This window comes from Pseudomonas sp. ADAK2 (assembly GCF_012935755.1).
Taxonomy (GTDB): domain Bacteria; phylum Pseudomonadota; class Gammaproteobacteria; order Pseudomonadales; family Pseudomonadaceae; genus Aquipseudomonas.
Genome location: NZ_CP052862.1, coordinates 1,343,472 through 1,365,229 on the forward strand (window position 1 = coordinate 1,343,472; position 21,758 = coordinate 1,365,229).

Consider the following 21,758-nt stretch of genomic DNA (forward strand, 5'->3'; position numbering starts at 1 on the left):
ATGGGCGGATTAAGTTGTGGTGTCGGCCCGGTACTGGAACGACACGGGCACGGTGAACGTGGTGTCGTCTGGAATGCCGGGGCCAGGGTCGACCGGCGTCATGGTCACCACCGTAAGCGCCCCCTTGGTGTTCCGCTGGTACAGCGGGAATAAAGCGGCGATCTGGTCTGCCAGTGCGCCGGCCGCGCCGCGGTACTTACCCGACGGCGTCACGATGCTGACCTGAAACACGCCGGTGTACAGCTTGTGGTCTCCGCCGAGCGTGTTGCTGGCGGTATCGGCCGGCAGCGTGAACGCCCTCAGGTAGGTGATGCCATCGACGGGCGTGAAGGCCTCGTTTTCGACGACGACCTTCAGCGGTACCGGCAACGCTTTCGCCCAGGCGATCAGCCTGGCTTCGTAGATTGATGCGATCAGGTTATGGCTCATACCTGGTTGTTCCTGATGGCCTCCAGCACGATCTGCTGGAAGCGGGCCACGGTGATTCGGACCATGCCACCCGGTGCCTGGGTCGAATGCCCGAACTCCAGCGGAATCGCATACCCAAGGCTGTTGGTGATGTAGCAGGTGTCGCCCGCCTTGAACTCGATTGCACCGGCAATGATTCGCGCCGTTGATTTGGCTCCGCTCGGGTCGACCTCTTCGGTCGTGGTGCTGTCCGGGGCGCCAATGCTGAACATCCAGTTCCCGCGGAACCGGCCGCCGACGTAGCCACTCGGCGCGGAGATGTCCATGCCGTCGTTCAGCTTGCGCCCAGCCTTCAACCGCCCCGCCTTTGTCAGGTTGGCGGGATCGCTGCGCAGGCCACTGTTGTGCTCGTCCACGGCCTTGTTGTACTGGCTCGCGACGGCGTTTTGCGCCCAGATCTCAGGGTTGCCTACCGGAGATATCTTGATAACGCTTATGCCGACCTGAATGATGATCTCGCGAAGGCTGGCGTCGATGGCTTCCGTGGCCTGGGCCGCAAACTCGGCAAGGCTCAACGCAAAGCTGCCGGACTGGCCGGCGTATTTGGATGCCATCTTCAAACCCTCAACTGAATTGTCCAGGTGGCGCCCACCGGGTCCTGACTGACATTTAAGGCTCGCTTCCCGCTGATGATGTCGCCAATGACAGGCGTAGCACTTTCAGCCGTGGGAACTCCAGCAACCGTGACGAATAACTCGTTCTGCAAGATCAGCAACTTCACGTCAGTCGTCTGGATCAGTGAGCCATCAATCTCCCTGGCCAGATAACTGCCGAACACTCCGCGGCCGCCATAGGTGACAACCACTTCGGGAGCGGTACCGGTGTCAGGGTCGTATTCGCCTGCCACCTTCCGCACGCCGAGCACCGGCTTCACAGCATCGGCTAGGCCGTCGGGATCATCGAACGCCTCGGCCATCTCAGCCTGAATCTCGTCGCGCATCCCCATTATCAGATCCTCTTGAGCATCATCACACCGGAACGCTTGGTCCACGGCACCAGCAGAGCTAGGGCGAAGTTCTCGCCAGCGGACAGGTCTGTTGACCCGGCTGCGTAAGTCTTGCTTGTCGAGGTGCCAGATTGAGCGGACACCGTCTTGCTCAGCACTTCCTTATGGGTGGCCTTGTACAAATTGCCCGCCGCCGCTTCTTTGGCGACCTGGGCGCCGGCCGTCTTGATCTCGGCCGGAACCGGGTCGGGGACAGCCCGCTTAATCTTGGCCGTGAGCCAGGCGTTGGCCATGGCCACAGCAAGGACCGGATCACCGGTGCCGGCCCAGCCAGGACCCAGCGAGGCATCAACATCGGCAACAGTGATGAAGTCGGTCATTTGCTTGTCCTTATTCCGCCGGCACCAGGGCCAGCAGGTCTTCTTTCTTAGCGGTTGCGTCGAAGGCAATGCCTTTGGCGGTGAGCCACTCTTTCAGCTCGGGGACCTTCATTTTCAGAGGATCGGTTTCCGGTGCGGCCTGCTCGATCTTCATCGCCTCTGCGACTTCTTCGGCAGTGCTGCGGGAGGCGTAGCCTTCAGGCGGGTAATTGCTCGCCTTGTAGCCGGCAGCGACGAATTCAGCGACCGTTGGGCCGTCTTCGCGCAGGCCTGCCGACTGCTTCCCGTCTTCAACCGCGATGCCGGCACGCTGATAGGCCGCAGTGATATGCGGGAAGTCGCCGTCGACAATTACCTTGGTTGCTGCGCTGATGACACCGAAGAACTCATCGGTAAGGCGATAGCAAACCCCAGGCTCCGCACTCGGCTTGTCGGTATAGATAACCTTCATGATTCTCTCCGTTGCGGTCGGAGCGCCACCTGGCGCCCCGCCGAGGCTGTCTTACGGGGTGGCGGTGCCGCTGATCACAGCCGCGAAAGGAACCTGCTTGCGGTCGAAGACGCGCTCCCAGTTGCCAGCAGCCGCGTACTGCGCGGCGGTAGGGCTGAGGTTCTGGTTGGTGCTGCCCTTCCAGCTGAAGCCCGCCGGTTGCAGGATCAGCGTCTTCCGCTCCCACAGGACCTCCGCACCACCACCGTTACCGCCGGAAGCCTTGCGCTCCAGCTCGACAGGCACGGTTGGATTGCCTTCGCCGTAGCCGAACGCACCCTGGCCGAAGAAGACCGACAGATAACGACCAGGGCCGTAGATCAGGCTGTCATCCATGAACACCGGCTTGCCGAGGTAGGTCGCCAGGATGATCTTGCCGTCGGAGTCGCGCAGGTACTCGATGAGGTCCTGCTTCACCATCTGGTTCATCACCACGGAGTGCACGCCGATAGCAGCAAACACATCAGCAGCATCGCCCGAAGTGAAAGCTGCATCTTGGAACGCGCCGGCGCTGATGGTCGCACCGGCATCGACAACCATGTCACCGGCATTATTCGCGATGTTCGAAGCGATCACGCCACGGGCTGCACCGAGCAGGTAACGCTGCCAGCGGCGAGTCCAGTAGGTGCCGAAACGGTTACGGATGTGCTGCATCGGTTCGGAGTTGGCGAGCTCCGAGGTCAAATCCGCTACGCCGTAACCTTTGTTGAGGTACAGGGTACGGGCGCGCATGCTGCCCTGCTCTGCCTTGCCAACTTCACCCAGGTCGTCAGGGTTATCGTTGGAGATATTCGGCTCTTCGTCAGCGTCCAGGTCCTGCCAGTAGCTGATTTCCGAAGTACCCTGGCCGTTCTGCGCAATGGCATCAAGCTCAGGGGATTTGGTGATGATGCCCGACTCAAAGACCGCGGTCTTTTCCGGGGAGTTGACCGGCGCCAGAGCGCCGTAATAGTCGGCGACAAAGATGTCTGCCAGTTGGGTAGTTGCCATGGATTAGGTTCCTTTGGTGGCCAAGAGTTTTTTGAACTGCTCGGGGTTATCGCGGGCCAGCGCAGCGCGCTCGGTTTCCGTGTACTCGCCCCATTTTTTCGTGGCCTTGCCACCTTGATCGCCGGTCGGACCGGCACCCTGAGCCCTTGGCCACAGGTGTGTTGCTGTTTCACGCAACGATTCCGCCCATTCGAGCGGTGACAGCGGGGTTTTCCCGTCCTTCCCGTAAACGACTTCGCCGTCACGGTCGGTAGCGATCGCCTCACCGTCCTCGCTGAGTTTGAAAGTGCCCCGGGCGCGCAGGATGATGTCCTCGGCAGCCTCGGGGAGCGCACCGGCCTTGATGGCAGCAGCACGGATGGAGTCGGCCAGCACCTTGTCGCTGTACTTGGCAGCGAAGGCCTCGGCCTTGTCGGCTCGGGTCTTCTCGGCGGCAAGCTTGGTGTCGTAGTCCGTGCGCAGGCGTTCGGTACGCTTGGTGATGACCTCGTCGAGCTTGCCCTCGGCCAGCAGCCGAGTTTCCTCGTCCTGCCCGACCTTGGTGAGCAAGGCCTTCACCGCGTTGATGTCCAGGCCCTCGAACTGGGTCTTGAAACCGTCCAGTTCGGTTTTGGTGGTTCGGAGCGAGCCAAGCAGCTCGGTGTTTTTGTTCTTGAGACCCAGTGTCGCAGCCTCAACAGCTGCTGCAATGGCGGTTTGAACGGCCGGGTCTTCAAGATCAATCTGGTTTTCGTCTGCCACTTGGTGCACCCCTTGGGTATGGTCGGCCCGCTTTGCAGGCATAAAAAAACCGCCCATTGGGCGGCTTGGTGTGAATTCTATGTTTTATCGGACTATCGACAGCCCGCGCATCACCAGGTAATCGGCGAACTGCGTCCTGCTCGGCGCGTATGGCGGTGGGCGCATTCGGACGCGCGGATTGTCACGATTTAAGCGTGTCCGCCGACCGTTCGGCTCAGTGCAGTGCGTTGGCTCGTCAATTTGAAAGCCCTGCTCTGCGGCGAACAGCTCGGCAGCAAGCCGCACCTGCCCCCATTCAAGCTCAAAGGGCACGAACGTCTCTGAAAGCGTCTGGTATTCGATCTTGCAGTCACGCCGGGGCCAGGCCATTGCCTGATCTGGATTGGCCTTGCGCCCTTTCCACTGCCGGGCGTTGATATCCGCCGCAGCGCGCAGCAGCAGCGCGACCTGATCAGCCTCCTCCTCAGGGATTCGAAAGCCATAGTAGTCGCGGTAGAAGGTCAGCTTCTCCAGCAGCACGAAGCTGTTGGCATCCGGCCTTCCCTGCCCGTCCTCAACAATGATCTGCATCGGTCATCTCAACCTGGTGGAGCACCGAGTGTAACGCCTGCCCGGGTGAACATGTCAGGCTCAATGACCTTCAGTTCGGCCAAGGTCAGCGGCTTGAACTTCTTGTCGAGCTGCAGCATGGCGAACTTCTCTGGAGTCAGGCCGCCATCGCGAAACAGCTTGCCTCGCACCGGTCCGAGCGCATGATCCTGGAAGCTCGCCGGCTGCGTCGCCAGCCACTCGTAATAGTTCATGCTTGCATCGACCTGGCCACCGCCAGTATTGCCCACCGATGCTCGCGTGGCGCCTTTTGAGAACATCTCAGACAGCCTCGTTATTGGTACCGTTGTGGATCGACAGTTAATGTGGGCCGGCGGCAACGGCCCTTTGCCCAGGTCGAAGCGCATGCCGTCTAGGCCTTTACACTGCTGAGAGGTCTTGCGGTCCAGCGTCGACAACCAGTAATAACCCAGCACCACGTCGCTGTTGGCCTTGAGGGTTTCCATGCGCGCAGTGGTCGCAACGTGCTGGATGGCCGTCTGCACGACTGACGCCGCGTTACGGTTGCTCACGGCGAGAATGCCGTCGGTGAAATTCTGCGCCGCGGTGCCGCGTACGGCCTGAATGATCTGGGCGTTCGTCTGGCCTTGGCCGAAGCCGAGCCGGATCGTGTTCGTCACCCGCATTGTTTCAGTTCTGGTCCAGCCGCTGAGGAAGCTTTTCAACAGCTTGCCGCCGTCCAACCCTTTGACCTGAAGCGGGTACGAGAACACCGCGGCGCGAATCACGGCGTTGGCCGGGACTACGGCATCAATCGACATCGCATGACTGAGGCTGTTGGCCTCGAAGGTCGACTCATACAGCGCGATATCCACCAGATCGGCCTGCACCACATCGCCGAAGGCCTTGTAGATCTCCAGCAACTTGCCGTCGACCCGGGCAAGGAACTGCTCAAGGCGATCACGACTGTAGGTCGTCAACTCCTTGCGCGTCAGTTGCTCCCGCACCAGGGCGTCGATTTTGCGCAAGTACTTCTCGAACTTCTTGACCTCGCCGGCCTTAAGCCGCTCGATCATCACTGAGTGACGGGTCGTCTGCTCCAGTAGCTGGCTGTCGGCCTGTTCCTGGTTTGCTGTTGGCATCTTCGTTGTCCAGGTTGAGGCCGACCGACTCGCGCTCTTCGCTGATCAGCTCGGCTTCTTCGTCGTAAAGACGTTCCGGTAGCTTCCCGGTCGTGAGGTACTGCCAATAGGTGTCGGCGCTGACCGTGCCGGCCATGACGCTCTTTTGAAGCTCAGCCAAGACCTGAGGGTCGACCTGAGGAATAACGAACTCAGGGTTGACCTTGAATGTCACCTGTTTCGGGTCGTAGCCCTTCCATTCAGCGGCGTATCGCAACGCCTGCTCTACGGCCTCGGCCACAGTGATGACGATGCTGTGCAACGTTGCGTGCTGATCGTTCTGGCGCGTCTTGCGCGCCTCTCCCGACTCGGTTCCGCCGACGTCCATTACCTTGGCACCAGCCTCAACAGCGGCGTTGCGTTGGTCATCCATGGCTTTGCGGACGGCTTCAATGCCGGCGCCCTGGAACTCCAGATAGCCACACTTGCCATTCGGCCCAAGGTCCCACGCGGCAGATGGCCCGGTTACGCTCAACTCTACCGTTTCATCCAAGCCAGATACCCACGGTTGCGGGTGGCTGGTCTGGTGCAGAGCAGTGAAATAGTCAGCACTGAGCTGATAGGACTTCAGCGCGGCCCTGGCCATCGTTAGAAGCGGCACTTCATCCACGTCGGGCGAGTTGTCCGTTGAGCCGCAGTAGATCACCGGCAGGAACTCCAGGCCCCTCACCAGGCGATTGTCTGTGCCGGTCGTGCCGAGCGGTTTCAGCTCTTCGATGACCTCCCCGTTTTCACCCAGCACTTCGCTGTAGCAAACTTCGCCGACCATCTTGAAGACGCGATAAACCATCTTGCAGTCGTGGTCGAACTCGTCCTCTTTGTCGTCTCGGAACTCGATGAATACGGCAAGCACCAGGTCTTGCCGGCCGCCGCCTTGGCTGCCTACCTTCCAGTTGATCGCGTTGCGGGTGGCATAAGTCGAGAAATACGGCTCACTGCTGTCGTCGATGTTCACCACCAGCGGCACCCGGCCGTGGGAGATCGCCTGTCGTACCATGCGGAAGAACAACTGCTTCAGGCCGAAGCCGTCAGACGTGGCGTTGTCTTCCAAGCCCTTCAGCCCAGCCGGCAGCTCAATTTCAGGAATCAGCCGAGACACCAGACCCATCATCGACCGAAGTGAGTCGCGCACCCAGTGTTCGTACTGAGCCCGGTTTGTATAGTTCTGGTACAGGTATTTGTTGCCGGTGGCGTCGAGCTTTTCAGCTTCCACCATGCCGCTGGGCTTCGGCAGGTTCCGATCGTTGCGCTTGATGGCGCCCTCACCTTCGAGCGCGTCGTCCATCATTTCCCACTCGGCGATGTGTGCGTCGAAGTCGGGGTTTGTCGATTGCACTGGCATCAGGCCAATCCTCCAATACGGCGCGTTCCGCCTGTGCGTGTTTTGATCGGGTAACGCTTAGCGATGAAGTAGCCGGCGGCGTCGTTCATGTGGTCGTGACCTTTTTTCGGATCTTTGTCCGGCTCACCCTTGTCGGTGTAGGTCTGCCGCTCCAGGCATAGGGTAAGTTGAGGGCACTGGTCGATGTTGACCTTCAATCGCCGCTCGCCGTAGGTGTTCAAGAAAATCGCGTTGACCGAGTTAACGCGGTCTTTGACGCCCGGGTTAGTCGAATCAACCACCACCGTGAATCCGGCTTTTTTCAACAACGAAAGGTCGGACTCGCTGGCGTTCTTGCTGCTGGTGTTCTGGCCGCTGGCATCTGGGTAAACCGCAACGGCGTGTCCTGGGAAACGCACCTGGATCTTCTCGATCATCTCCGGCGTATCGCGCACCCCGTGAAACTCATCCAGTGCAAGCGGCAGGTCGTCGCGCACGACATAGACCACTGCCGCCATCTTCATGACGTTGAAGTCCATCCCGATGTGCAGCGCTTCGCCTTGCTTGATTCGTTCGCTGGTGCGGCATTCGGCGCGGTTGAACGTGTAATACACGACGCCTGCATAGTTTTCGAAGCCGGCCTCGTACTCTTGCCGAAACGTGCGGGGGTCCATCTTGCGACGGGCAGCATCCAGCTCCTCGGCTGGTACGTTGCCCCCCTGCAGCGATGTGTACTGCCAGCTTTTGTGGTCCGGCTCTCCGCCAGGCTTACCGTCAAGGTAGGTGTCGTAGCAGTGATTGAATCCTTTCGGGGTCCCAATTCGCAGCGCGTGCCCGCCCTTGCGCAGCCCAATGCCAGGGATCGTGTACTGGCAGGTCGAAAGCATCGGCCGAAGAACTTCTTCCCACGCAGCCCACGGACAATCCGCCCACTCATCCACTAGGACGAAGAACAGACCAGAGCCCCGAAGGTTGTCGTAATTATCAAGCCCGACCACGCGCATGACGTGGCCTGACTTCAGAGTGATCGAGCACTCCGTCTCGTTTGGACGGTGCGAACGCCAGGCTTCTGGGATGGCCTGTTTCAGTCGCCGCCAGAACACACGCTTGGCCTGCTTGAAGGTCGGTGCGCCGTACCAGATCTCGTCTTCAACGCTTACACCCCACTCGGCAGCAAGACGGGCCGCTCGGCGCATCTCGGCCTTGCCCAGGAACGTCTTGCCGAACCGGCGACCACACACAGCATCACGAAAGCGTGCTTCAGGCTGAAACCCCCAGCAGTAAATGTTCGCCTGCTTCGGCGTCAGCTTTACCGGCGGGTCAAAGGTGCGGGGTAGTCGGGACATTCTCATCAGGCTCCAGGGTGTACTCAGCAACTGCGTGCTGCTGGTCCGCTTGGGAGCCCAGGGGTTTTTCAAATTCGAGACGGCGATTCACGTAGACATCGCCCACCTCTTTGGCGGCCTGCTCGTACAACTGAGCGGTCAGTGCCAGGTTTCGCATGTTCTCGGCCTTCTCGGCCATGCGACCCAGCCCCCTGAGCCTGTAGGCACGATTGGCGATCGGGATGTCGGTTGTCTCTTCGCGGAATCGTTTACGGGCGGCGTGGAACAGGTCGGCCCAGTTCTTCCCCAGCCTTTGGCCAGCAAACTTTGTCGGGTCATGTGTTTCGCACTGTTGTCGGGTGATCTCTATTCCGAATTCTGTCTTGACCGCTGCTACCACCTGGGATGGCGTATCGAAGCAGGCCAGTGCCTGAACGATGAAGGCTTTGACCTCGCTTCGTAGTACTGCCATATGGTTGTCATCCGTCAATACCTGTCATGGAATCAGGCCGACTTGAGCAGACAGGTTCCGCAGGCCCTCGATATATTCAATTTCCCCACCTCGGCAGGACTGTTTGCAGCATCCACCAACGCTTGAACGTCAGGGCTCGCACCGTAGCGGCGGACCACACCGACGAACTCTTCGACGTCATGACCGCGCAGCTTCAGCTTGGGTGCACCTTCTTCGGTGAAGGCTGGTTGACCGTACTTATCGGTCGCCTGGGCGATGTGGTAGAGCTCGTGCTCGATCAGCGCGCAGAAGGCGGCGTCGGAACACTGGGCGCTGTAGTCAGCGGCCAAGGTGATGATGAAGGCCGGCACATCGCCAAACCAATCACGCATCTGTTGCTCCATCCGGGCCTTCTGCCAACCGCCGGCGCGGAACGCTACCTGCTCGGCTTGTCCCAGGACGGTGCGTCCTTGCTTATCGAAGGCTGCCGACGCCCACATCACCCGGATGTCTGCATCCAGTAGATGGGCATGGTCTTCGTTGTGAATACTCCCGGTATCGGCAAGGATCTCAGCCTGGAGCCATTCCCACACATCAGGGGCTGGAGTCAGGCGAATACCGAAGTCGGACAGGTCGGACAGCTCAAGCATTGGTGCCGAAGGCATTGGTCTGCGCATTTGGAGTCATCCTGTGGGGGCAAACCACACAAGTGCGAGAAACTACACGTGGTTGAGTGGCGAGGGTGATGACGGAATGCTTCAATCGAGTCGCACTTTAAAAAAGGAGATGTGCAATGGAGTTTCTAAAACCGCTCAGTATCTTTTCGCTGGGCATTTACTCGGCAATCGGCGTCGCCGCATTGATCGTCCTGTACTTTCTATTCTACGGAGCCAGATGTTTTGACTCGTGGATGAAGAAGCAGCCAATGCCAACCGATCGGGTATGGGCCTTTGTAGTCGTTGCGGCACTTTTGGGGTTGTGTATCGGGAGCTTTACCCAGGGGATAACCGAAATCCATGCCGAATGTGCAGCATACGGTCAACCTGTTGGTCCATGCTTCTTTAAGCACATCAGTCCGTAGGTGTTTGACAGCAGCCCGACTGAAAGGCGCGTTCAATTGCCTCCCGGTCGGGTTGTTTGATGGCCGTCGGGACGCTCTGTTACTTGAAAAGGTGGCGGGGTGCCGGTATTGCTGACGATCAACTCTCAAAGGGCAATCACCATGGAACCGAGATTCAAGGTGCTGGACTTCATTCACGCCACTAGCGGAGCCACGCGCTACCGGATCTATGACGGAAAAAATCGAGGCGATGCCAATAAGCACGGCGTGTACGACGACAGGGCAGATGCGGATTCTGTTTGCGCAAAGCTGAACGCCGAACACAAAGAGTGATCTATCCGTGCCGCACTCACCTGCGGCACACTAACCCAGCAAAGGACTCGCGATCTTGATGGACATACTGGTTGAAACGGTATTTCGCGCAATTTGCTTCCCTATCGGGTGGCCCGTAATGCGGGTAGTCACGCTCGGGAAGTATCCGGCGAAAGGCTCATGGTTTTCCCAATCACCAGAATCCGAATGGACATCTGCGGTAGGGCTTGCTGTATTGGTGATCACCATGATGGCAATACTGGGCCAGTTCGTTCTTACCTGATCCGCTCAAGCCGTTAGTCATCAGCATCCAACAGCACATCAATCAGCTTCTGCTCGCCCAGGCGCATGGCACCGAGGCATTGCAGGTCGTCGCACTTAGGCCCCAACCCGAATACAGTCACCTCGCCTTTTGGGCCGATCAGGGTTAAGGCGCCAACACTGCACTCCGGATGCTCGCCAGCATCGAGATCATCAGCAATCTTACGCAGGGTCTTGGCGGCGTCGCGCCAGTCCTTTCCGCTTGAACTCCAGAACCTTGACTGTCATTAGCTCACCATGATGGTGGTCTGCACCTGGGCGTGCCCGTGCAGCAGGGAAACGACCAGGCCCTGAGGTAGGCCGGCGGCCTTGGCAGCATCTACCGCCTTGGCGATGGCGCTATCCAGATCGGCGACGGCCTTGTTGATGTCCGGGCTCAATGGCAGGACGTGGCGCAGACGGGTGACGTTGGTCATGCCGTCACACGAGACTCAGCGCAACAACGCCCAAGGCAATGACCGCGATTACGATCCAGCCGAGAGTGGATACTGCTTTGGATAAATTGGTGTTCGAAGCCATGGTGATTCCCTCGTCGCAGGTCGCGACACGATTTACTGATTCGCGAAACGTGTCGCGGATTCGGTTACTTGCTCTGGCTGCGTTTGATCTGGGCGTCCACCTGGTCGGCGCACGTGTCGAGCAGCTTGATCGCCTGATCCTTGAGCTCCCACACATCGCCGTTGAGGCGAAGGTCAGACTCGTCAGGGTCTACCCGCTCACACGGGACCAGCTCGGGCGCTTCAATTCTTACGGCCTGGGTCTTTGTTACCACTGCCGGCTTTCCCGCGCAGGCCGTCAGGCAGAGGCTGAGCAGCCCAGTCACGAACAGGCTTGCTGTTGCGCTTGAGATCTTCAAAATCTTTCCTCGCCTTTTTGGCTTTGTCTTCGCTGGCCTTGATTCTCTTGTTGAGGTCTGCGGTGTAGGCGGCGTTGCGCTGGGCTTCGGCGCGAAGTGTGGTGATCGTCGCCTGGCTCTCGGTGTTGGCCGCAATGGCGTCCTGCTTGCCCTTAGCCTCGATCGTCACCTGACCTTCAAGCGCAATGACCTGGTAGTGCTGGATACCCAGCAACAGGCAGGCAACGAGCGCGATGATTGCTGCAGCGGCGAAGGCCTTCATAGCGAATCCACCTTGCGACCCAGGAAGCGGGTCACCATCTCGCGAATGGCCGTGACGCCGAGGAACCCAATGGTCCCGCCGGCGGCAACAGACAAACTCGATGGCCAGGCCATCCACTCAATGACGCTACTGGCTGACAAGCTCAATCCACCGCAGATCAACGCTTCGAAGCAGATCCGGCGCTTGCTGGTTTCTTTAGCGTCATACAGGACGCGCAGGAAGGAGATAAGGATCGCCATAATTGCGCCCTGCCAAAGTGGATTGCTCAGGGCCATCCAGATAGCGGCCCAGGCGTCCGGGTTCTTTTCGGGCATGAGCTTCATCCGATGTCCTCCCTTTCGGGGAGCGTGATAGGTACGGCTCCAGCAGCACTCCCAGCCATAGCGAAGGGTGTGGTGGAGCCGAAAACGAAAAAGGCCCCGCGCGATAGCGAAGCCTTGGATAAGAGCATAAAGACAGCGCAGGAGGTATAACCCACCGCGAAATCTTGGCGTAATAGGGACAGGAAAAGTGAAAGGATCTAAAATTTTTGTAGCACTGGTTTCGGCTTCATGCCTCTCGCTGTACGGAAGCGAGAGCAAAGACGATTACGTATTCCAGGTTAACCGATGTGAAGCCGCATATGCGATGGATGACGACTCCAACGCAGAGACATTAATCAAGTCCGCCGGCGTAGTTGCTCAGTATATGAATGAGCACAATCTCGAAGACACTCCTGCGGAAGAGACTGCCAATACTGAAAAGATCATGAGTGAGATATTCGGCGTACCCAATTCAACCGTTGAAGTGTGGAAGGGTCGCGCTCGAAAAATTACAGAATCTGATTTCTGCAAAAAATACCTAAGCAGTTTGCAATCTGAATAGGCGTGAGGGTCTTTCCTCTCCTGTCCGCCGAAGACCTTCTCTGCGTCGACGCGCCTTTGCATCGATCTCGCAGTCCAGTCTCACGCCACCCTGCAGCATTGGTGAGGTCAGGGTGCGCGGGCTGTCGGTGTTATTTCCGTACGTCGTACTGTTCGGCTATCGACGTCCAGGCATTCCCGGGTGCTGCTCTGGCTACAGGTAAATCTGAGGCGTAAAAAAGCCCGCGCTATGCGGGCAATTGGAATAATCCAAAGATTTGTTCAGGCCCCTGATTCAGGGTCGCTCGCAGGTAGGCCGCGAGCCTCCTTATCGTCTTCGTCCTGATCATTCATCAGTGGGTCTGCGTCCGGATCATCGACGCGCCCACTCTTTCCAGATTCTGTATGCTCACTCGACACCGAATTGTTGGCATCCACGTCTGACATATCTGCCTCGACAGGTGCTTCGTCATCCGCAGGCAGCGGCACTTCTGGCTCATTCCGCTTAGGATCATGGCCTGTTTCGTTGTCCGTATCACTCGTCACGCCCTTCTGGGAAATGTTCCCTGGCGCATTCTCGTCGATGTCCATGCTGAGTCTCCGTTCTGAGGCGCGGGATATCCGTGCATGAACTTGAGAGGCGGCGCGGATCGGCGAGTGCCGGGCGCTGGACGAACGGTGAAACACGATAGCCCCGCTCGGTACACGATCTTGAATAGGGGCGTAATCTTTGCCGCTCAGAGTGATGGGCGTGGTGGAGCTGAAAACAAAAAAGGCCCCAGCATCTGCTGGGGCCTAAACCCTGTCACGTAACCACAGAGCAACAACAAGTGGCTGTTTATGCAGCCCTTCGCTCCTTAAGGCAGCAAATCGTAAGTCACGCAAGCGCGACTCGGGGTGCTGCTGTTTGCAGTAATCCACAGACCATAGCCAGGCGGCAGTTGGATCGGATACGAAAGATTTTGGGAGCCACTACCCAGAGTCATCAGGATCGGCTTCCCATCATAGTCCGAGCCGAGCTTCGGAGCCACAGTTCCGGTAATTAGGCCGGAAAGATGAGTGCCGCTCACCGAGGCTGTACGAATTACGGCACCTGCGACGTTTTCAGTTGGCTTGATGATCGCTTCAACACTATATGTGTCGGAGCTGTAGAACTTTGCACCAATAGTTACTGGTTCCATTTTTTTCACCTTTAAATCGAATGATTGTTCGCGGAGGATTCCGCTTTCATGTCGCTCAAAGGCGATCGCTCGAGGCTCGCGGCCTTCTCATGATTCAACGTCCCGCATCGGGAACATTTGATCTGGAGCTCGGTAAACTCACCCACTCGGGCGAGAAGTCGTTTGCAATTTCCACATCTGCATTCTTTCAACATCTGCAAGTCCGTTTGATTTCTGCTAGGCTCCGTCCCGCTCGCGCGAGCAGTGAGGGCCTTGGCTGGCTTGCAGGCACTATCTGCGATCCGGCGTTTCTTTTGGGTGTTCGCGCACCCTCTGGAATCGCCCTCTCTTTTTCTGCGCGCATAAAAAAGCCCCGAACTTGTCGGGGCTTTTTGCTTTCTTGCGGGCATAAAAAAACCGGCACAGTGGCCGGCTTTCTAAGTAACTTGCCGAAGGCAAAATACTAACTATGGGGAAATCATGCCCTCAGCCGTGCGGGAAGTCAAGCAGCCTCTTTCATCTTGTAAATTACACCGCCAATTGGACTCAACGCACGAGCGTCAATGTCATAGCAGGCATCGAAGCAAAGCTGCACGAATGGCTCCCAATCTCGCCCCCATGCCGCTGACGGAAGCTCGACGTCGTACTCTCCTTTCATCCAGGCGCGGAACAACTCGGGCTTGATCAGCGGATCGGCATTGGCCGATTGCCCGCCTTGGTGCATGTAGCGGTAACGACGGAACACACCCTTGGCGACATACTCGGCCCGCTCCCGCTTGCTGGCGGTCATACGCTCTACCCGTGAGCATGCCAGGTTGAAAACAGCACCTTCTGCCTCCTCCCGATCATCATCTGTCGGCTCGGCCGCATACATGGCATTGCCGAAAGCCCGCAGTTGAAAATGAAGCCGAGCAATTGCTGACTGGATGTGGCCGGCCAGCGCTCCGTGCATGGCAGGGTTAGCCGTCGGGCCTCGCTCCGTGCCCTGCACCACCACGCCCAGTTCAGCGGCGTCAGAAGTCTGGCCGGGGGCCGGGTTGTAGTTGCAGTCGTGCCAAGCCTGGCGCGCGGAATGGATTTTCATGCTGCTCTCCCCTTCAGCTCTCTTGTTTTTGCCCGGTAGTCGGCGGTCATCGCCTTCAGTTCTTCGACGGTGTACTTCTTCGGCTCATGCGGTCCTTCCAGCCAATCGACTTGCTCGGCGCCGATCCGCTTCACCAGCTCGATGCGGTAATTCACGATGTTCCCGGAAAGCCGGGTGTTGCATGGCGAGCACTGGCGGTGGCAGTTCAGCGGCTCGAAGCGCAGCGCGGGATTGCTGCCGACGGTGCGGTAGTGCCCTGCGTCGTACTTGCCTTGGTGGTGCCGGCTGCAACTGATGCACGGCAGTTCGGCATCGCGCTCGCGCACCCAGGCGTTGAAGGCCTGTTGCGTGTCCTTGAGATGCTCGGCCCGGCTCTTCAGCTTCTCCTTGCGAACCTTGATCTCCCGGCGCCCGGCATCCGCGAAGGCTTTACGCGTGGTTTCCCGGCCCTTCTCTGACTGTCCGTGAGCGATTGCGCACTCGATCTCCCCGCATACGGCTTGCGAGTCGCGGGCAGGCGTGTACATCACTCGGCAGGACGGGCAGCGCTTCCGGCGCGGGCCACCGGACGTGAGCGGGGTCTTGCGTTGTAGTGGGGTGCGCTTCATGCGGCTTCCTTGCTCAGCAGATCGGTGAGGACAACGCCCTGGCCCGTGAAGAACGCGGCCATGCGGTCGGTGTACTGGATGCCCTGGGCGCGATTGAACAGGCTGGTGACGGGGAAGCCGTCCGGACCGAACAGCTTGCACTCGCCCATCATGGCCAGCTTCTCCTCGTAGGGCAGATGGCGCATGACCCGATACCACGCAGCCTGGAACCCTGAATCTTCGTTCAGCAGAATCTGCACACCGAAGTGCAGCTTGCAGTAGCGCCGGGCGTCGGCCGCATCGCCGATCTGGGTCATCTCGGCGATGCGCTTGTACATCCCGAACCACAGAGAGTTCTGGTCGAGGGTGCGGTCCTTGCCCGGGCGCAGTGAGACAACGACGAACTTCTTGTCCTTGTACATGGTGGTCAGACTGGTGATGGCCTCGGTGAGCTTGGCCTGGCTGTTGACGCTGATCTTGTCGGTCATCGGGCGCCCTCGCTTGCACATGCCAACGTCCGATCATGCGAAACGATGCCGTAGGCTTTCGCTGCAATAGCAAGACCGCGCAAGGCTGGAACTGCACTGTTACGATCCCGCTCCCGCAGGTGGTAAAACGTGTCGAGGCGCGACAATGCCTTGGCGACGAGGAAGCTTGGGCAGATGATCACGCTCATAACTGCTCTCCCTTGCCCATTGCGGCGTCGATGTAATGGCCGAGACTCATATCGCCGGTGTACGCGATCTGAAAATCAGGGTTTGCGTCGAGGTACTGGAACCGCTCGGCATCTTTGCGCAGCGCCTCGTTCTCGGCCAGCAGCTCCAGCGCCGCTTCCTCGACGGTCTTCTCGCCAAGGAAGTCTTGCAGCGCTTCGGTGTTGCGTTTCCAGTCAGAGCAGTCGGCTCGAAATGAGGCTGCTTCAGCCCAGAGCAGCGCCTTCAATTTCTCTTTGTCGATAGCCATCAAAAGCCTTCCTTGCCGCGCTGAGATTCCCATTCGAACGGAATGACGATCACCCCGCCCTCCCGCAGACGATCCACGCAGCGCTCGCCCATGGCCGACGGCAGCGCCTTGCCGTCGAGGTTCGAGATGATCACCGTGGGGCGCATCTGCTCGTACCGGCCGTTGATGATTGAGAACAGCGTGGTCAGCTCGAAGTCGCTCGGGGTTTCCTTGCTCACGCCGATTTCGTCCAGAACGAGCAGAGACGGAGCGATAAGGCCGGCCAGGATCATCCCCTCCGTGCGCTCGGTTCCGCCGCCGTAGGTGGACCTGATGTCATGCAGGATTGAGCCGATCGTGCGGTACACGGCCGTAGCGGCGGTTTTGCGCATCAGCTCGTTCGCGATGGCGGAGCCCAGGTGCGTCTTGCCGGTGCCGGGCTTCCCGAGCATCAGCAGGCAACGGCCAGATTCGGAGATCTGCGGGAACTCGGTGACGTACCGGCGGCAAGTGCCAAGGGCCTTGAGTTGTTCGGGCGTGGTGGCCACGTACCTAGCCAGCGTCTTGCCCGCGAAGCGCTTCGGGATCAGAGCCGAGCCGAGCTTGATGGAAAGTTCGTAGCGTTCGTGAATCTTGGCCTGCTCAGCAGCTTCTTCCTTCTCGATCCGGGTGCACTCCGGGCAGCCGGTCTTGAACACCTTGCCGAAAATCACGTTCACGGTTTGCGGGAACTGGCCGTGGTCTTCGCAGATGCCGGTGATCTTTTGCGGTGCGGGCGCCGTGCTTGGCATGGCGATTACTTTTTCAGATCGCATAGCTGCCGTCCTCCCGCTGGGTCAGGCCGGCGGTGTAGTCGCGCTCAGCGAAGCCTGTGTGACGGGATTGCGGGAACTGGTGCACGTTGCTGACAGGCTTGACCTCGTCCTCCCAGCGCTTGCCGTTCAGCCAGGTCGCCGGGTGTGGGATGTACTGGCCGCCGTCCTTGGTCCACTCGGCGCAGACGACTTGCCGGGCCAGGCCTCTGGCGATCAGGGCAAACAGTTCGTCAGTGACCTTGAGTTTCCTCCAGGCCTTCTCGGCGTTCGCCTTGCCCTTCTTGTTCGGGTACAGCTTCCAGAACTTCGGGAACAGATCCTCGGTCGCCGATGCCGCCGGCGTCGGTGGTGTGAGGGAGTCAGCAGTCAGGTTAAGGGAGTCAAGAGAGAGGGAGTCAGCCGGAGCGCTTCCGATTTTATCGGAAGTACTTCTGCCAAAATCCGAAGTGATACATCCATCTGATACTGAAGGGATAAACGACTCGGGTTCATTACGGTGCGGGTTCTGATGTTTCACGAAGTTGTCGATTTCGATGTAACGCTTTTCACCCACGGTGTAGCGAAAAATGAAGCCGGTTTCGGCAAGCCAGTTGAGCATGTCGTCCATGTCGAGGCCGTCGCGATACGGGAACAGTTCACCCTTGATGCGAAGTGGACGATCTTCCAGGCGCCCTTCCCGATCAGCGAGAAGCCACAGGCCCTCGAACAGCAGGGTGAGCATTGGGTCTGCCACGCCGAGCAGTTCATTCTTGAACAGGGCGGGCTTGAGGTTGCGTGCGCGGGCCATTACTTGCCCTCCATGTTGAGCAGGTCAGCGTCACGCCGCGCCCATAGGGCTTGAAGCTTGGTCAGGCCTTTGCCGGTGACACGTGGCGTGGATACGGTGGTCTTGCCGTTTTCGGGATGTTCAAAGGTGCTGAGCTTTGCGGTGAGGTAGCCGGATTCAATCGGCCCCTGCATTGGTTCGTTTTTGCGGAGGGTGACCCAGCGGCGCTGACGCAGGAACGCCATCAGACGGTTCTGGCCGGTGCCGATCAGCTTTGCGGCCTCGGCCACCGAGTACGTTTCGTGCGTGACGGTCACTGCGTCGAAAAAGGCTGTCTTTGGCGCATCGGCGGCAACCCTCTGCTCGAGCATCAGGTTTTCGTGGGAAAGCTCGGTGTTGTCCGCTTCCAGGGCGACGACCTTCTTCACATTGTCAGTGAGCAAGGCCAGCAAGGTGCGGGGGTCGTTGAGGGCGGCTGCGTAGTCGAAGGCTGGCTTGGCGTCGAGCTCGTTCAGTCGAATCACTACCTTGCGGCGCACGGCCTTTGACTCCCGCATCAGCACGCACATGCACTGATCCTTGGTCATCCGGATGCCTTCGGACTCGGTATTGTTGGCGTTCTTCACTACGAAAGTTTCGTAGTGCTCCCCTTCCAGCTCGTCCTTGCAGCGAGCAGCGAAATCATTGCGCCGGACTTCTCCCTCACCGAACGAGGACCGCGCCGAGTTGACCAGGTCCAGAAGCTCAAAGCTGCTCATGGTTTCATTCCGCGACACGTTTTGCGTTTGCAGAAAACGTGTCGCGACATGGTTCGGGGTATTGCTTGAAGTGAGTTGGCTCTGCATAATCTGTCCCACAAAGTGTTAATGAATTAGCCGACCTCGACCGTCGGCTTTTTTGTGCCTGGGTTTTGAAGCCGTTACCCAAATAGTGTTGGGGAGCCCTCCTTTTTCTGGGCTTTTCCATCTGCACCATCAAATAAAGCTTGTGCATGCGGGAACATCAGGCGGCCTTCACCGACGCATCCATCACGTCCAGGCTCTGACGAACATGGTTGATTTCTTGGCGGATCAGGGTTTTCTCGAAGGTGTTGACGCGGTCGTCGTCGAGCGCTTGGTGAACTGCGATGGTCAGGTCCGCCACTTCCTTGCCGACGTTGATCAGCGACTTGGTCAGCGCCTGAGGCTTGGGCGCGGTCTTGGCGACCAGGTCGAAACCAAACTCGTTGGCCAAGGCCAGCAGCGGGCGCATGTCGCCGGTGTGCAGCAAGATCCCGAACAAATGCTCCACGGTCAGGTGATGCGCATCGTTGTCAGGGTTTGCCCGCTGAAGAAGACCTACATGCGGAACGCCCATCTTTGCCGCCAGTGCTTTTGCCTCGTTGTCCAGAACAGCGCTCTGGCAGGCCCGCAGGAAATCTTCCATTCGTAAAACCTCGTTTCTGTTTCCGTGGTGGCGATACGCCAACAAGGAAATAATTCGTTCATCAACTGATCAGGGACGAATCCATGACCTTCTTTTTCTCCAGTCCCGAAACAGGGACCGTGGACAATCTTGAAACCCGCTACCGGCCTGCCCTGCTCGCCCTGCGGTCCCTAATAAGGGCTGTGAATCACCGCTTTGGAGGGAAGGCAACCACGTTGCTTTCGGGTGGTGTGCTGTCGCAGATCGCTTTCTTGAGTCCTGGCATGGCCAGTCGCAAGAGCTCGGAGGCCAAGGCATCCGGGGTGATTCCGATCTCCGACGCCCATCGCGCCAGTTCTTCTGTTGCGCCCTTCCTGAGTTCAACTACTGCACTGGGCATGAATCCCCCTCTATGGCCTTCTCAGGCGCGTCTTTTCTCCAGCTCAAACGGCAGCTCTCCGAGCGTTCGCTTGACCTCAAGCGCGGCCTCGATGATTTCTCGGCTAAGCACGCTGTGTTGCAGCTTCATGTCGCGGGCTACGTCCTTCAGTTCCTGAAAGACTTCGTCATCGAGGCGCACCTTCACCTGGTGTTCGTGCCGGTGCGCTTTATCGTCGTAGGCCATAGGTTCACTTCCGCTTTCGGTGTGACGGGGCTGGGTTAGGCGGCGGAAAGCTCAGGCCAAATTTGGCGCCAGTCTTCAGGCCTTAATTCTTGGCGCGTAACCGACCCTCCGGTCGCGCTCTCTGTACGAGCAGCGATTTCGGCAGACGCAGTTTTGTGCCCGTAGGCGATCAATCTCAGATATGCGCGAGTGGTCCCTGTGCGGGCGACATCGGTGTCTGTTGCCGCCTTGAGCCAGGCCAGCAGGCTTGGGTGTTTGGTCCGCATGTCGGGCCTCCTTTTAGGTAATTTGATTATTACCCGCAGGTAATCACAAAGCAATACCTACAGGGAATTTACCTTTTGGTAACAGGAAGGGATGATTTGGCGATGGAAATTTCAGAAATTCGCCGCGAAAACTTGCGGTCGCTCATGAAGCAGCGCTTCGAGGGAAAGCAGGCCCGCCTGGCTGACGCCCTCGGCAAAAGCGCAAATTACATATCGCGATGCCTTTCAACATCGATGCCAGCATCGAGCAGGAAGAACATCGGCGAGGATTTTGCGCGGGAGATTGAGCAGGCACTGGGCTTGGACCGGTATCAGCTCGATAAAGTAGGAATGCCAGCGGATAGCGACGGATCTAGAAAAAGTCCGCCCGATCACCTTTCCGATATCGATACATGGGATGACGAAACCCCGCTCGATGACGACGAGGTCTACGTGCCATTCCTCCAAGAAGTAGAGTTGGCCGCGGGTTCGGGCCGGTTCGCGATCGCTGAAAGCGACAGCGCCAGGCTGCGCTTCTTCAAGAAAGACCTCCGACACAACAACGTGCAGTTCAGCAACGCGAAGTGTGTGGTGGTGAGTGGTAACAGCATGCTGCCTGTGCTGCGCGACGGTGCCACGGTAGGCGTGAACGTCGGCAAAAATTCGCTAGGCCATATCGTCGACGGCGATATGTACGCGATCAACCATAACGGCCAGCTCCGGGTGAAGCAGGTCTATCGCCTGCCAACCGGTATCCGCCTGCGCAGCTTCAATCGTGACGAGCACCCGGATGAGGACTACACCTTCGCCGAGATTCAGGAGCAGCAAATCGCGATCCTGGGTCACGTGTTTTGGTGGGCAATGTACTCCCGATAACAATCGCAACGCTCGCACCACACACCAAAAGGAATGGACTCCATGAAAAAGCTGGTGATTACTGGAATCGTCGCTCTCGTTGCGATAGTCATCTACACCCAGATAACTATCTTTGCCGTGCCGCCGATCGGCGCAGTGCCCGAGGGGCGCACGGTGATAATGCTGCGGCTGAACAAGACCAACTTTATCGACAGTGCCGACGCCATGTGCGAGCGCCTGCAGGGCAGCGTTAGTCTGCTTTGCCGAGGGGTGACCATGGGTGCCGTGGTGAACAATACGAAAATTCTCGCCCGCCTACCCTACTCAGAGTCGCTCTATCTGATCTCCACGGGCGGCAAGCGGTACGACCGATGATGCAGGCGCATTAGGCGATGTCCAGGCATTGTTGAAGATGTGCACTGCGTTCCATTCGGACGAAGACCGGTTAACCGCGTATTCAGACGAGATCAAAGCCGGCGCAATAACCAGGACAATCAAATAGATGGCAGATCTCATACAAGGCCTCGACGGCCCCAGAACAGCCCAGCAAGAGCTGTTCTACGACCTAGACGATGCGTCCGCGGTCATCGACTGGTCAGTGGCCGAATTGACCAGCATGGCCGGCCGCGGCAGATCCCCCGATGATGCCGTTGCGCTTATGAAGATCTCCGCTCTTCTGAAAGCTCAGCAAGAAAAGATTCGCCGCCACGCTGATGAGGTGAAGGCGGGAAGGATTGTGCGGGGCAAGGCTGAGTAAGCGAGTATTGCCAGCAGTTTGGC

The 21,758-nt window shown here is 58.6% G+C and carries 36 protein-coding genes and 1 pseudogene; 6 read left to right on the plus strand and 31 right to left on the minus strand.

Annotation, left to right across the window (positions count from 1 at the left end):
- Nucleotides 1–9: 9 nt before the first annotated feature.
- The 13 genes from HKK52_RS05925 to HKK52_RS05985 form a co-directional block, all read right to left on the minus strand.
- Complete coding sequence (locus HKK52_RS05925; protein WP_169369983.1) at nt 10–429, minus strand: phage tail terminator-like protein; 420 nt, start codon at nt 427–429, stop codon at nt 10–12.
- Nucleotides 426–1,022 (minus strand): hypothetical protein, encoded by a 597-nt coding sequence (locus HKK52_RS05930; RefSeq protein ID WP_169369984.1) that lies wholly within the window; start codon nt 1,020–1,022, stop codon nt 426–428. The genes HKK52_RS05925 and HKK52_RS05930 overlap by 4 nt, the downstream gene beginning before the upstream one ends.
- Nucleotides 1,023–1,024: 2 nt before the next feature.
- Nucleotides 1,025–1,414 (minus strand): hypothetical protein, encoded by a 390-nt coding sequence (locus HKK52_RS05935; RefSeq protein WP_169369985.1) that lies wholly within the window; start codon nt 1,412–1,414, stop codon nt 1,025–1,027.
- 2 nt (nt 1,415–1,416) lie between these two features.
- Nucleotides 1,417–1,794, minus strand: a complete 378-nt coding sequence (locus HKK52_RS05940; RefSeq protein WP_169369986.1) for a hypothetical protein — start codon at nt 1,792–1,794, stop codon at nt 1,417–1,419.
- Nucleotides 1,795–1,804: 10 nt separating this feature from the next.
- The gene (locus tag HKK52_RS05945) at nt 1,805–2,245 is read right to left on the minus strand and encodes a HeH/LEM domain-containing protein (RefSeq protein WP_169369987.1); all 441 of its coding nucleotides are present in this window, start codon (nt 2,243–2,245) and stop codon (nt 1,805–1,807) included.
- A gap of 51 nt (nt 2,246–2,296) precedes the next feature.
- Nucleotides 2,297–3,274, minus strand: coding sequence for a phage coat protein (locus tag HKK52_RS05950; RefSeq protein WP_169369988.1), 978 nt, complete (start codon nt 3,272–3,274; stop codon nt 2,297–2,299).
- Nucleotides 3,275–3,277: 3 nt separating this feature from the next.
- Nucleotides 3,278–4,015, minus strand: coding sequence for a hypothetical protein (locus tag HKK52_RS05955; protein WP_169369989.1), 738 nt, complete (start codon nt 4,013–4,015; stop codon nt 3,278–3,280).
- Between the two features lie 84 nt (nt 4,016–4,099).
- Complete coding sequence (locus tag HKK52_RS05960; protein WP_169369990.1) at nt 4,100–4,585, minus strand: DnaT-like ssDNA-binding protein; 486 nt, start codon at nt 4,583–4,585, stop codon at nt 4,100–4,102.
- 8 nt (nt 4,586–4,593) lie between these two features.
- Nucleotides 4,594–5,706, minus strand: a complete 1,113-nt coding sequence (locus tag HKK52_RS05965) for a minor capsid protein (protein WP_178117445.1) — start codon at nt 5,704–5,706, stop codon at nt 4,594–4,596.
- Nucleotides 5,624–7,087 (minus strand): DUF4055 domain-containing protein, encoded by a 1,464-nt coding sequence (locus HKK52_RS05970; RefSeq protein WP_169369991.1) that lies wholly within the window; start codon nt 7,085–7,087, stop codon nt 5,624–5,626. The genes HKK52_RS05965 and HKK52_RS05970 overlap by 83 nt, the downstream gene beginning before the upstream one ends.
- Entirely contained in the window at nt 7,087–8,412 is a 1,326-nt protein-coding gene (locus HKK52_RS05975) for a phage terminase large subunit family protein (protein ID WP_169369992.1), read from the minus strand. The genes HKK52_RS05970 and HKK52_RS05975 overlap by 1 nt, the downstream gene beginning before the upstream one ends.
- Nucleotides 8,387–8,863, minus strand: coding sequence for a DUF2280 domain-containing protein (locus HKK52_RS05980; RefSeq protein WP_169369993.1), 477 nt, complete (start codon nt 8,861–8,863; stop codon nt 8,387–8,389). The genes HKK52_RS05975 and HKK52_RS05980 overlap by 26 nt, the downstream gene beginning before the upstream one ends.
- Nucleotides 8,864–8,895: 32 nt before the next feature.
- Nucleotides 8,896–9,519 (minus strand): putative metallopeptidase, encoded by a 624-nt coding sequence (locus HKK52_RS05985; RefSeq protein WP_169369994.1) that lies wholly within the window; start codon nt 9,517–9,519, stop codon nt 8,896–8,898.
- Between the two features lie 116 nt (nt 9,520–9,635).
- Between HKK52_RS05985 and HKK52_RS05990 the strand changes: the two genes are divergently transcribed.
- Entirely contained in the window at nt 9,636–9,923 is a 288-nt protein-coding gene (locus HKK52_RS05990) for a hypothetical protein (protein WP_169369995.1), read from the plus strand.
- Nucleotides 9,924–10,022: 99 nt separating this feature from the next.
- Complete coding sequence (locus HKK52_RS05995) at nt 10,023–10,235, plus strand: hypothetical protein (protein WP_169369996.1); 213 nt, start codon at nt 10,023–10,025, stop codon at nt 10,233–10,235.
- A gap of 275 nt (nt 10,236–10,510) precedes the next feature.
- On the opposite strand, the pseudogene HKK52_RS06000 reads toward HKK52_RS05995, so the two are convergent.
- The 5 genes and pseudogenes from HKK52_RS06000 to HKK52_RS06020 all read right to left on the minus strand — a co-directional run bounded on the left by HKK52_RS06000 (nt 10,511) and on the right by HKK52_RS06020 (nt 11,976).
- A pseudogene (locus HKK52_RS06000) lies at nt 10,511–10,763 on the minus strand (hypothetical protein).
- Entirely contained in the window at nt 10,763–10,951 is a 189-nt protein-coding gene (locus HKK52_RS06005; protein WP_169369997.1) for a hypothetical protein, read from the minus strand. Before HKK52_RS06005 ends, HKK52_RS06000 begins: the two are co-directional and overlap by 1 nt.
- Nucleotides 10,952–11,118: 167 nt before the next feature.
- Complete coding sequence (locus HKK52_RS06010; RefSeq protein WP_169368739.1) at nt 11,119–11,307, minus strand: hypothetical protein; 189 nt, start codon at nt 11,305–11,307, stop codon at nt 11,119–11,121.
- Nucleotides 11,276–11,653 carry a hypothetical protein gene (locus HKK52_RS06015; RefSeq protein ID WP_169369998.1) on the minus strand — a complete coding sequence of 126 codons (378 nt, stop codon included), beginning with the start codon at nt 11,651–11,653 and terminating at the stop codon, nt 11,276–11,278. Before HKK52_RS06015 ends, HKK52_RS06010 begins: the two co-directional genes overlap by 32 nt.
- Nucleotides 11,650–11,976 (minus strand): phage holin, lambda family, encoded by a 327-nt coding sequence (locus HKK52_RS06020; protein WP_169369999.1) that lies wholly within the window; start codon nt 11,974–11,976, stop codon nt 11,650–11,652. The genes HKK52_RS06015 and HKK52_RS06020 overlap by 4 nt, the downstream gene beginning before the upstream one ends.
- 187 nt (nt 11,977–12,163) lie before the next feature.
- Between HKK52_RS06020 and HKK52_RS06025 the strand changes: the two genes are divergently transcribed.
- Nucleotides 12,164–12,517, plus strand: a complete 354-nt coding sequence (locus HKK52_RS06025; protein WP_169370000.1) for a hypothetical protein — start codon at nt 12,164–12,166, stop codon at nt 12,515–12,517.
- 260 nt (nt 12,518–12,777) lie between these two features.
- Here HKK52_RS06025 and HKK52_RS32935 read toward each other — a convergent pair whose 3' ends face one another.
- From HKK52_RS32935 to HKK52_RS06090, 13 genes are all read right to left on the minus strand, one after another.
- A complete protein-coding gene (locus HKK52_RS32935) occupies nt 12,778–13,086 on the minus strand; it encodes a hypothetical protein (RefSeq protein WP_169370001.1) in 309 nt (102 codons plus the stop codon).
- Between the two features lie 266 nt (nt 13,087–13,352).
- Nucleotides 13,353–13,676 carry a hypothetical protein gene (locus HKK52_RS06035; RefSeq protein ID WP_169370002.1) on the minus strand — a complete coding sequence of 108 codons (324 nt, stop codon included), beginning with the start codon at nt 13,674–13,676 and terminating at the stop codon, nt 13,353–13,355.
- 11 nt (nt 13,677–13,687) lie between these two features.
- The gene (locus tag HKK52_RS06040) at nt 13,688–13,870 is read right to left on the minus strand and encodes a Com family DNA-binding transcriptional regulator (protein WP_169370003.1); all 183 of its coding nucleotides are present in this window, start codon (nt 13,868–13,870) and stop codon (nt 13,688–13,690) included.
- A 287-nt stretch (nt 13,871–14,157) separates the two neighbouring features.
- A complete protein-coding gene (locus HKK52_RS06045) occupies nt 14,158–14,739 on the minus strand; it encodes a hypothetical protein (protein WP_169370004.1) in 582 nt (193 codons plus the stop codon).
- Nucleotides 14,736–15,347 (minus strand): recombination protein NinG, encoded by a 612-nt coding sequence (locus tag HKK52_RS06050; RefSeq protein ID WP_169370005.1) that lies wholly within the window; start codon nt 15,345–15,347, stop codon nt 14,736–14,738. Before HKK52_RS06050 ends, HKK52_RS06045 begins: the two co-directional genes overlap by 4 nt.
- Complete coding sequence (locus HKK52_RS06055; protein ID WP_169370006.1) at nt 15,344–15,814, minus strand: hypothetical protein; 471 nt, start codon at nt 15,812–15,814, stop codon at nt 15,344–15,346. Before HKK52_RS06055 ends, HKK52_RS06050 begins: the two co-directional genes overlap by 4 nt.
- Nucleotides 15,811–16,002 (minus strand): hypothetical protein, encoded by a 192-nt coding sequence (locus HKK52_RS06060; protein ID WP_169370007.1) that lies wholly within the window; start codon nt 16,000–16,002, stop codon nt 15,811–15,813. Before HKK52_RS06060 ends, HKK52_RS06055 begins: the two co-directional genes overlap by 4 nt.
- Nucleotides 15,999–16,289 carry a hypothetical protein gene (locus HKK52_RS06065; protein WP_169370008.1) on the minus strand — a complete coding sequence of 97 codons (291 nt, stop codon included), beginning with the start codon at nt 16,287–16,289 and terminating at the stop codon, nt 15,999–16,001. Before HKK52_RS06065 ends, HKK52_RS06060 begins: the two co-directional genes overlap by 4 nt.
- Nucleotides 16,289–17,083: an ATP-binding protein gene (locus HKK52_RS06070; protein ID WP_169370009.1), complete on the minus strand. Its 795-nt coding sequence runs from the start codon at nt 17,081–17,083 to the stop codon at nt 16,289–16,291. Before HKK52_RS06070 ends, HKK52_RS06065 begins: the two co-directional genes overlap by 1 nt.
- Nucleotides 17,073–17,870 carry a phage replication protein gene (locus HKK52_RS06075; RefSeq protein ID WP_169370010.1) on the minus strand — a complete coding sequence of 266 codons (798 nt, stop codon included), beginning with the start codon at nt 17,868–17,870 and terminating at the stop codon, nt 17,073–17,075. Before HKK52_RS06075 ends, HKK52_RS06070 begins: the two co-directional genes overlap by 11 nt.
- Nucleotides 17,870–18,607: a phage antirepressor KilAC domain-containing protein gene (locus HKK52_RS06080; protein WP_169370011.1), complete on the minus strand. Its 738-nt coding sequence runs from the start codon at nt 18,605–18,607 to the stop codon at nt 17,870–17,872. The genes HKK52_RS06075 and HKK52_RS06080 overlap by 1 nt, the downstream gene beginning before the upstream one ends.
- A 244-nt stretch (nt 18,608–18,851) precedes the next feature.
- On the minus strand, nt 18,852–19,274 hold the full coding sequence (locus tag HKK52_RS06085; protein WP_169370012.1) for a phage regulatory CII family protein: 423 nt from the start codon (nt 19,272–19,274) through the stop codon (nt 18,852–18,854).
- 400 nt (nt 19,275–19,674) lie between these two features.
- On the minus strand, nt 19,675–19,878 hold the full coding sequence (locus tag HKK52_RS06090) for a hypothetical protein (protein WP_020799051.1): 204 nt from the start codon (nt 19,876–19,878) through the stop codon (nt 19,675–19,677).
- Between the two features lie 368 nt (nt 19,879–20,246).
- Between HKK52_RS06090 and HKK52_RS06095 the strand changes: the two genes are divergently transcribed.
- The 3 genes from HKK52_RS06095 to HKK52_RS06105 all read left to right on the plus strand — a co-directional run bounded on the left by HKK52_RS06095 (nt 20,247) and on the right by HKK52_RS06105 (nt 21,735).
- Nucleotides 20,247–20,999 carry a S24 family peptidase gene (locus tag HKK52_RS06095; protein WP_169370013.1) on the plus strand — a complete coding sequence of 251 codons (753 nt, stop codon included), beginning with the start codon at nt 20,247–20,249 and terminating at the stop codon, nt 20,997–20,999.
- A 42-nt stretch (nt 21,000–21,041) separates the two neighbouring features.
- Complete coding sequence (locus HKK52_RS06100; protein ID WP_169370014.1) at nt 21,042–21,353, plus strand: hypothetical protein; 312 nt, start codon at nt 21,042–21,044, stop codon at nt 21,351–21,353.
- Between the two features lie 127 nt (nt 21,354–21,480).
- Nucleotides 21,481–21,735, plus strand: a complete 255-nt coding sequence (locus HKK52_RS06105) for a hypothetical protein (RefSeq protein WP_169370015.1) — start codon at nt 21,481–21,483, stop codon at nt 21,733–21,735.
- Nucleotides 21,736–21,758 lie beyond the last annotated feature (23 nt).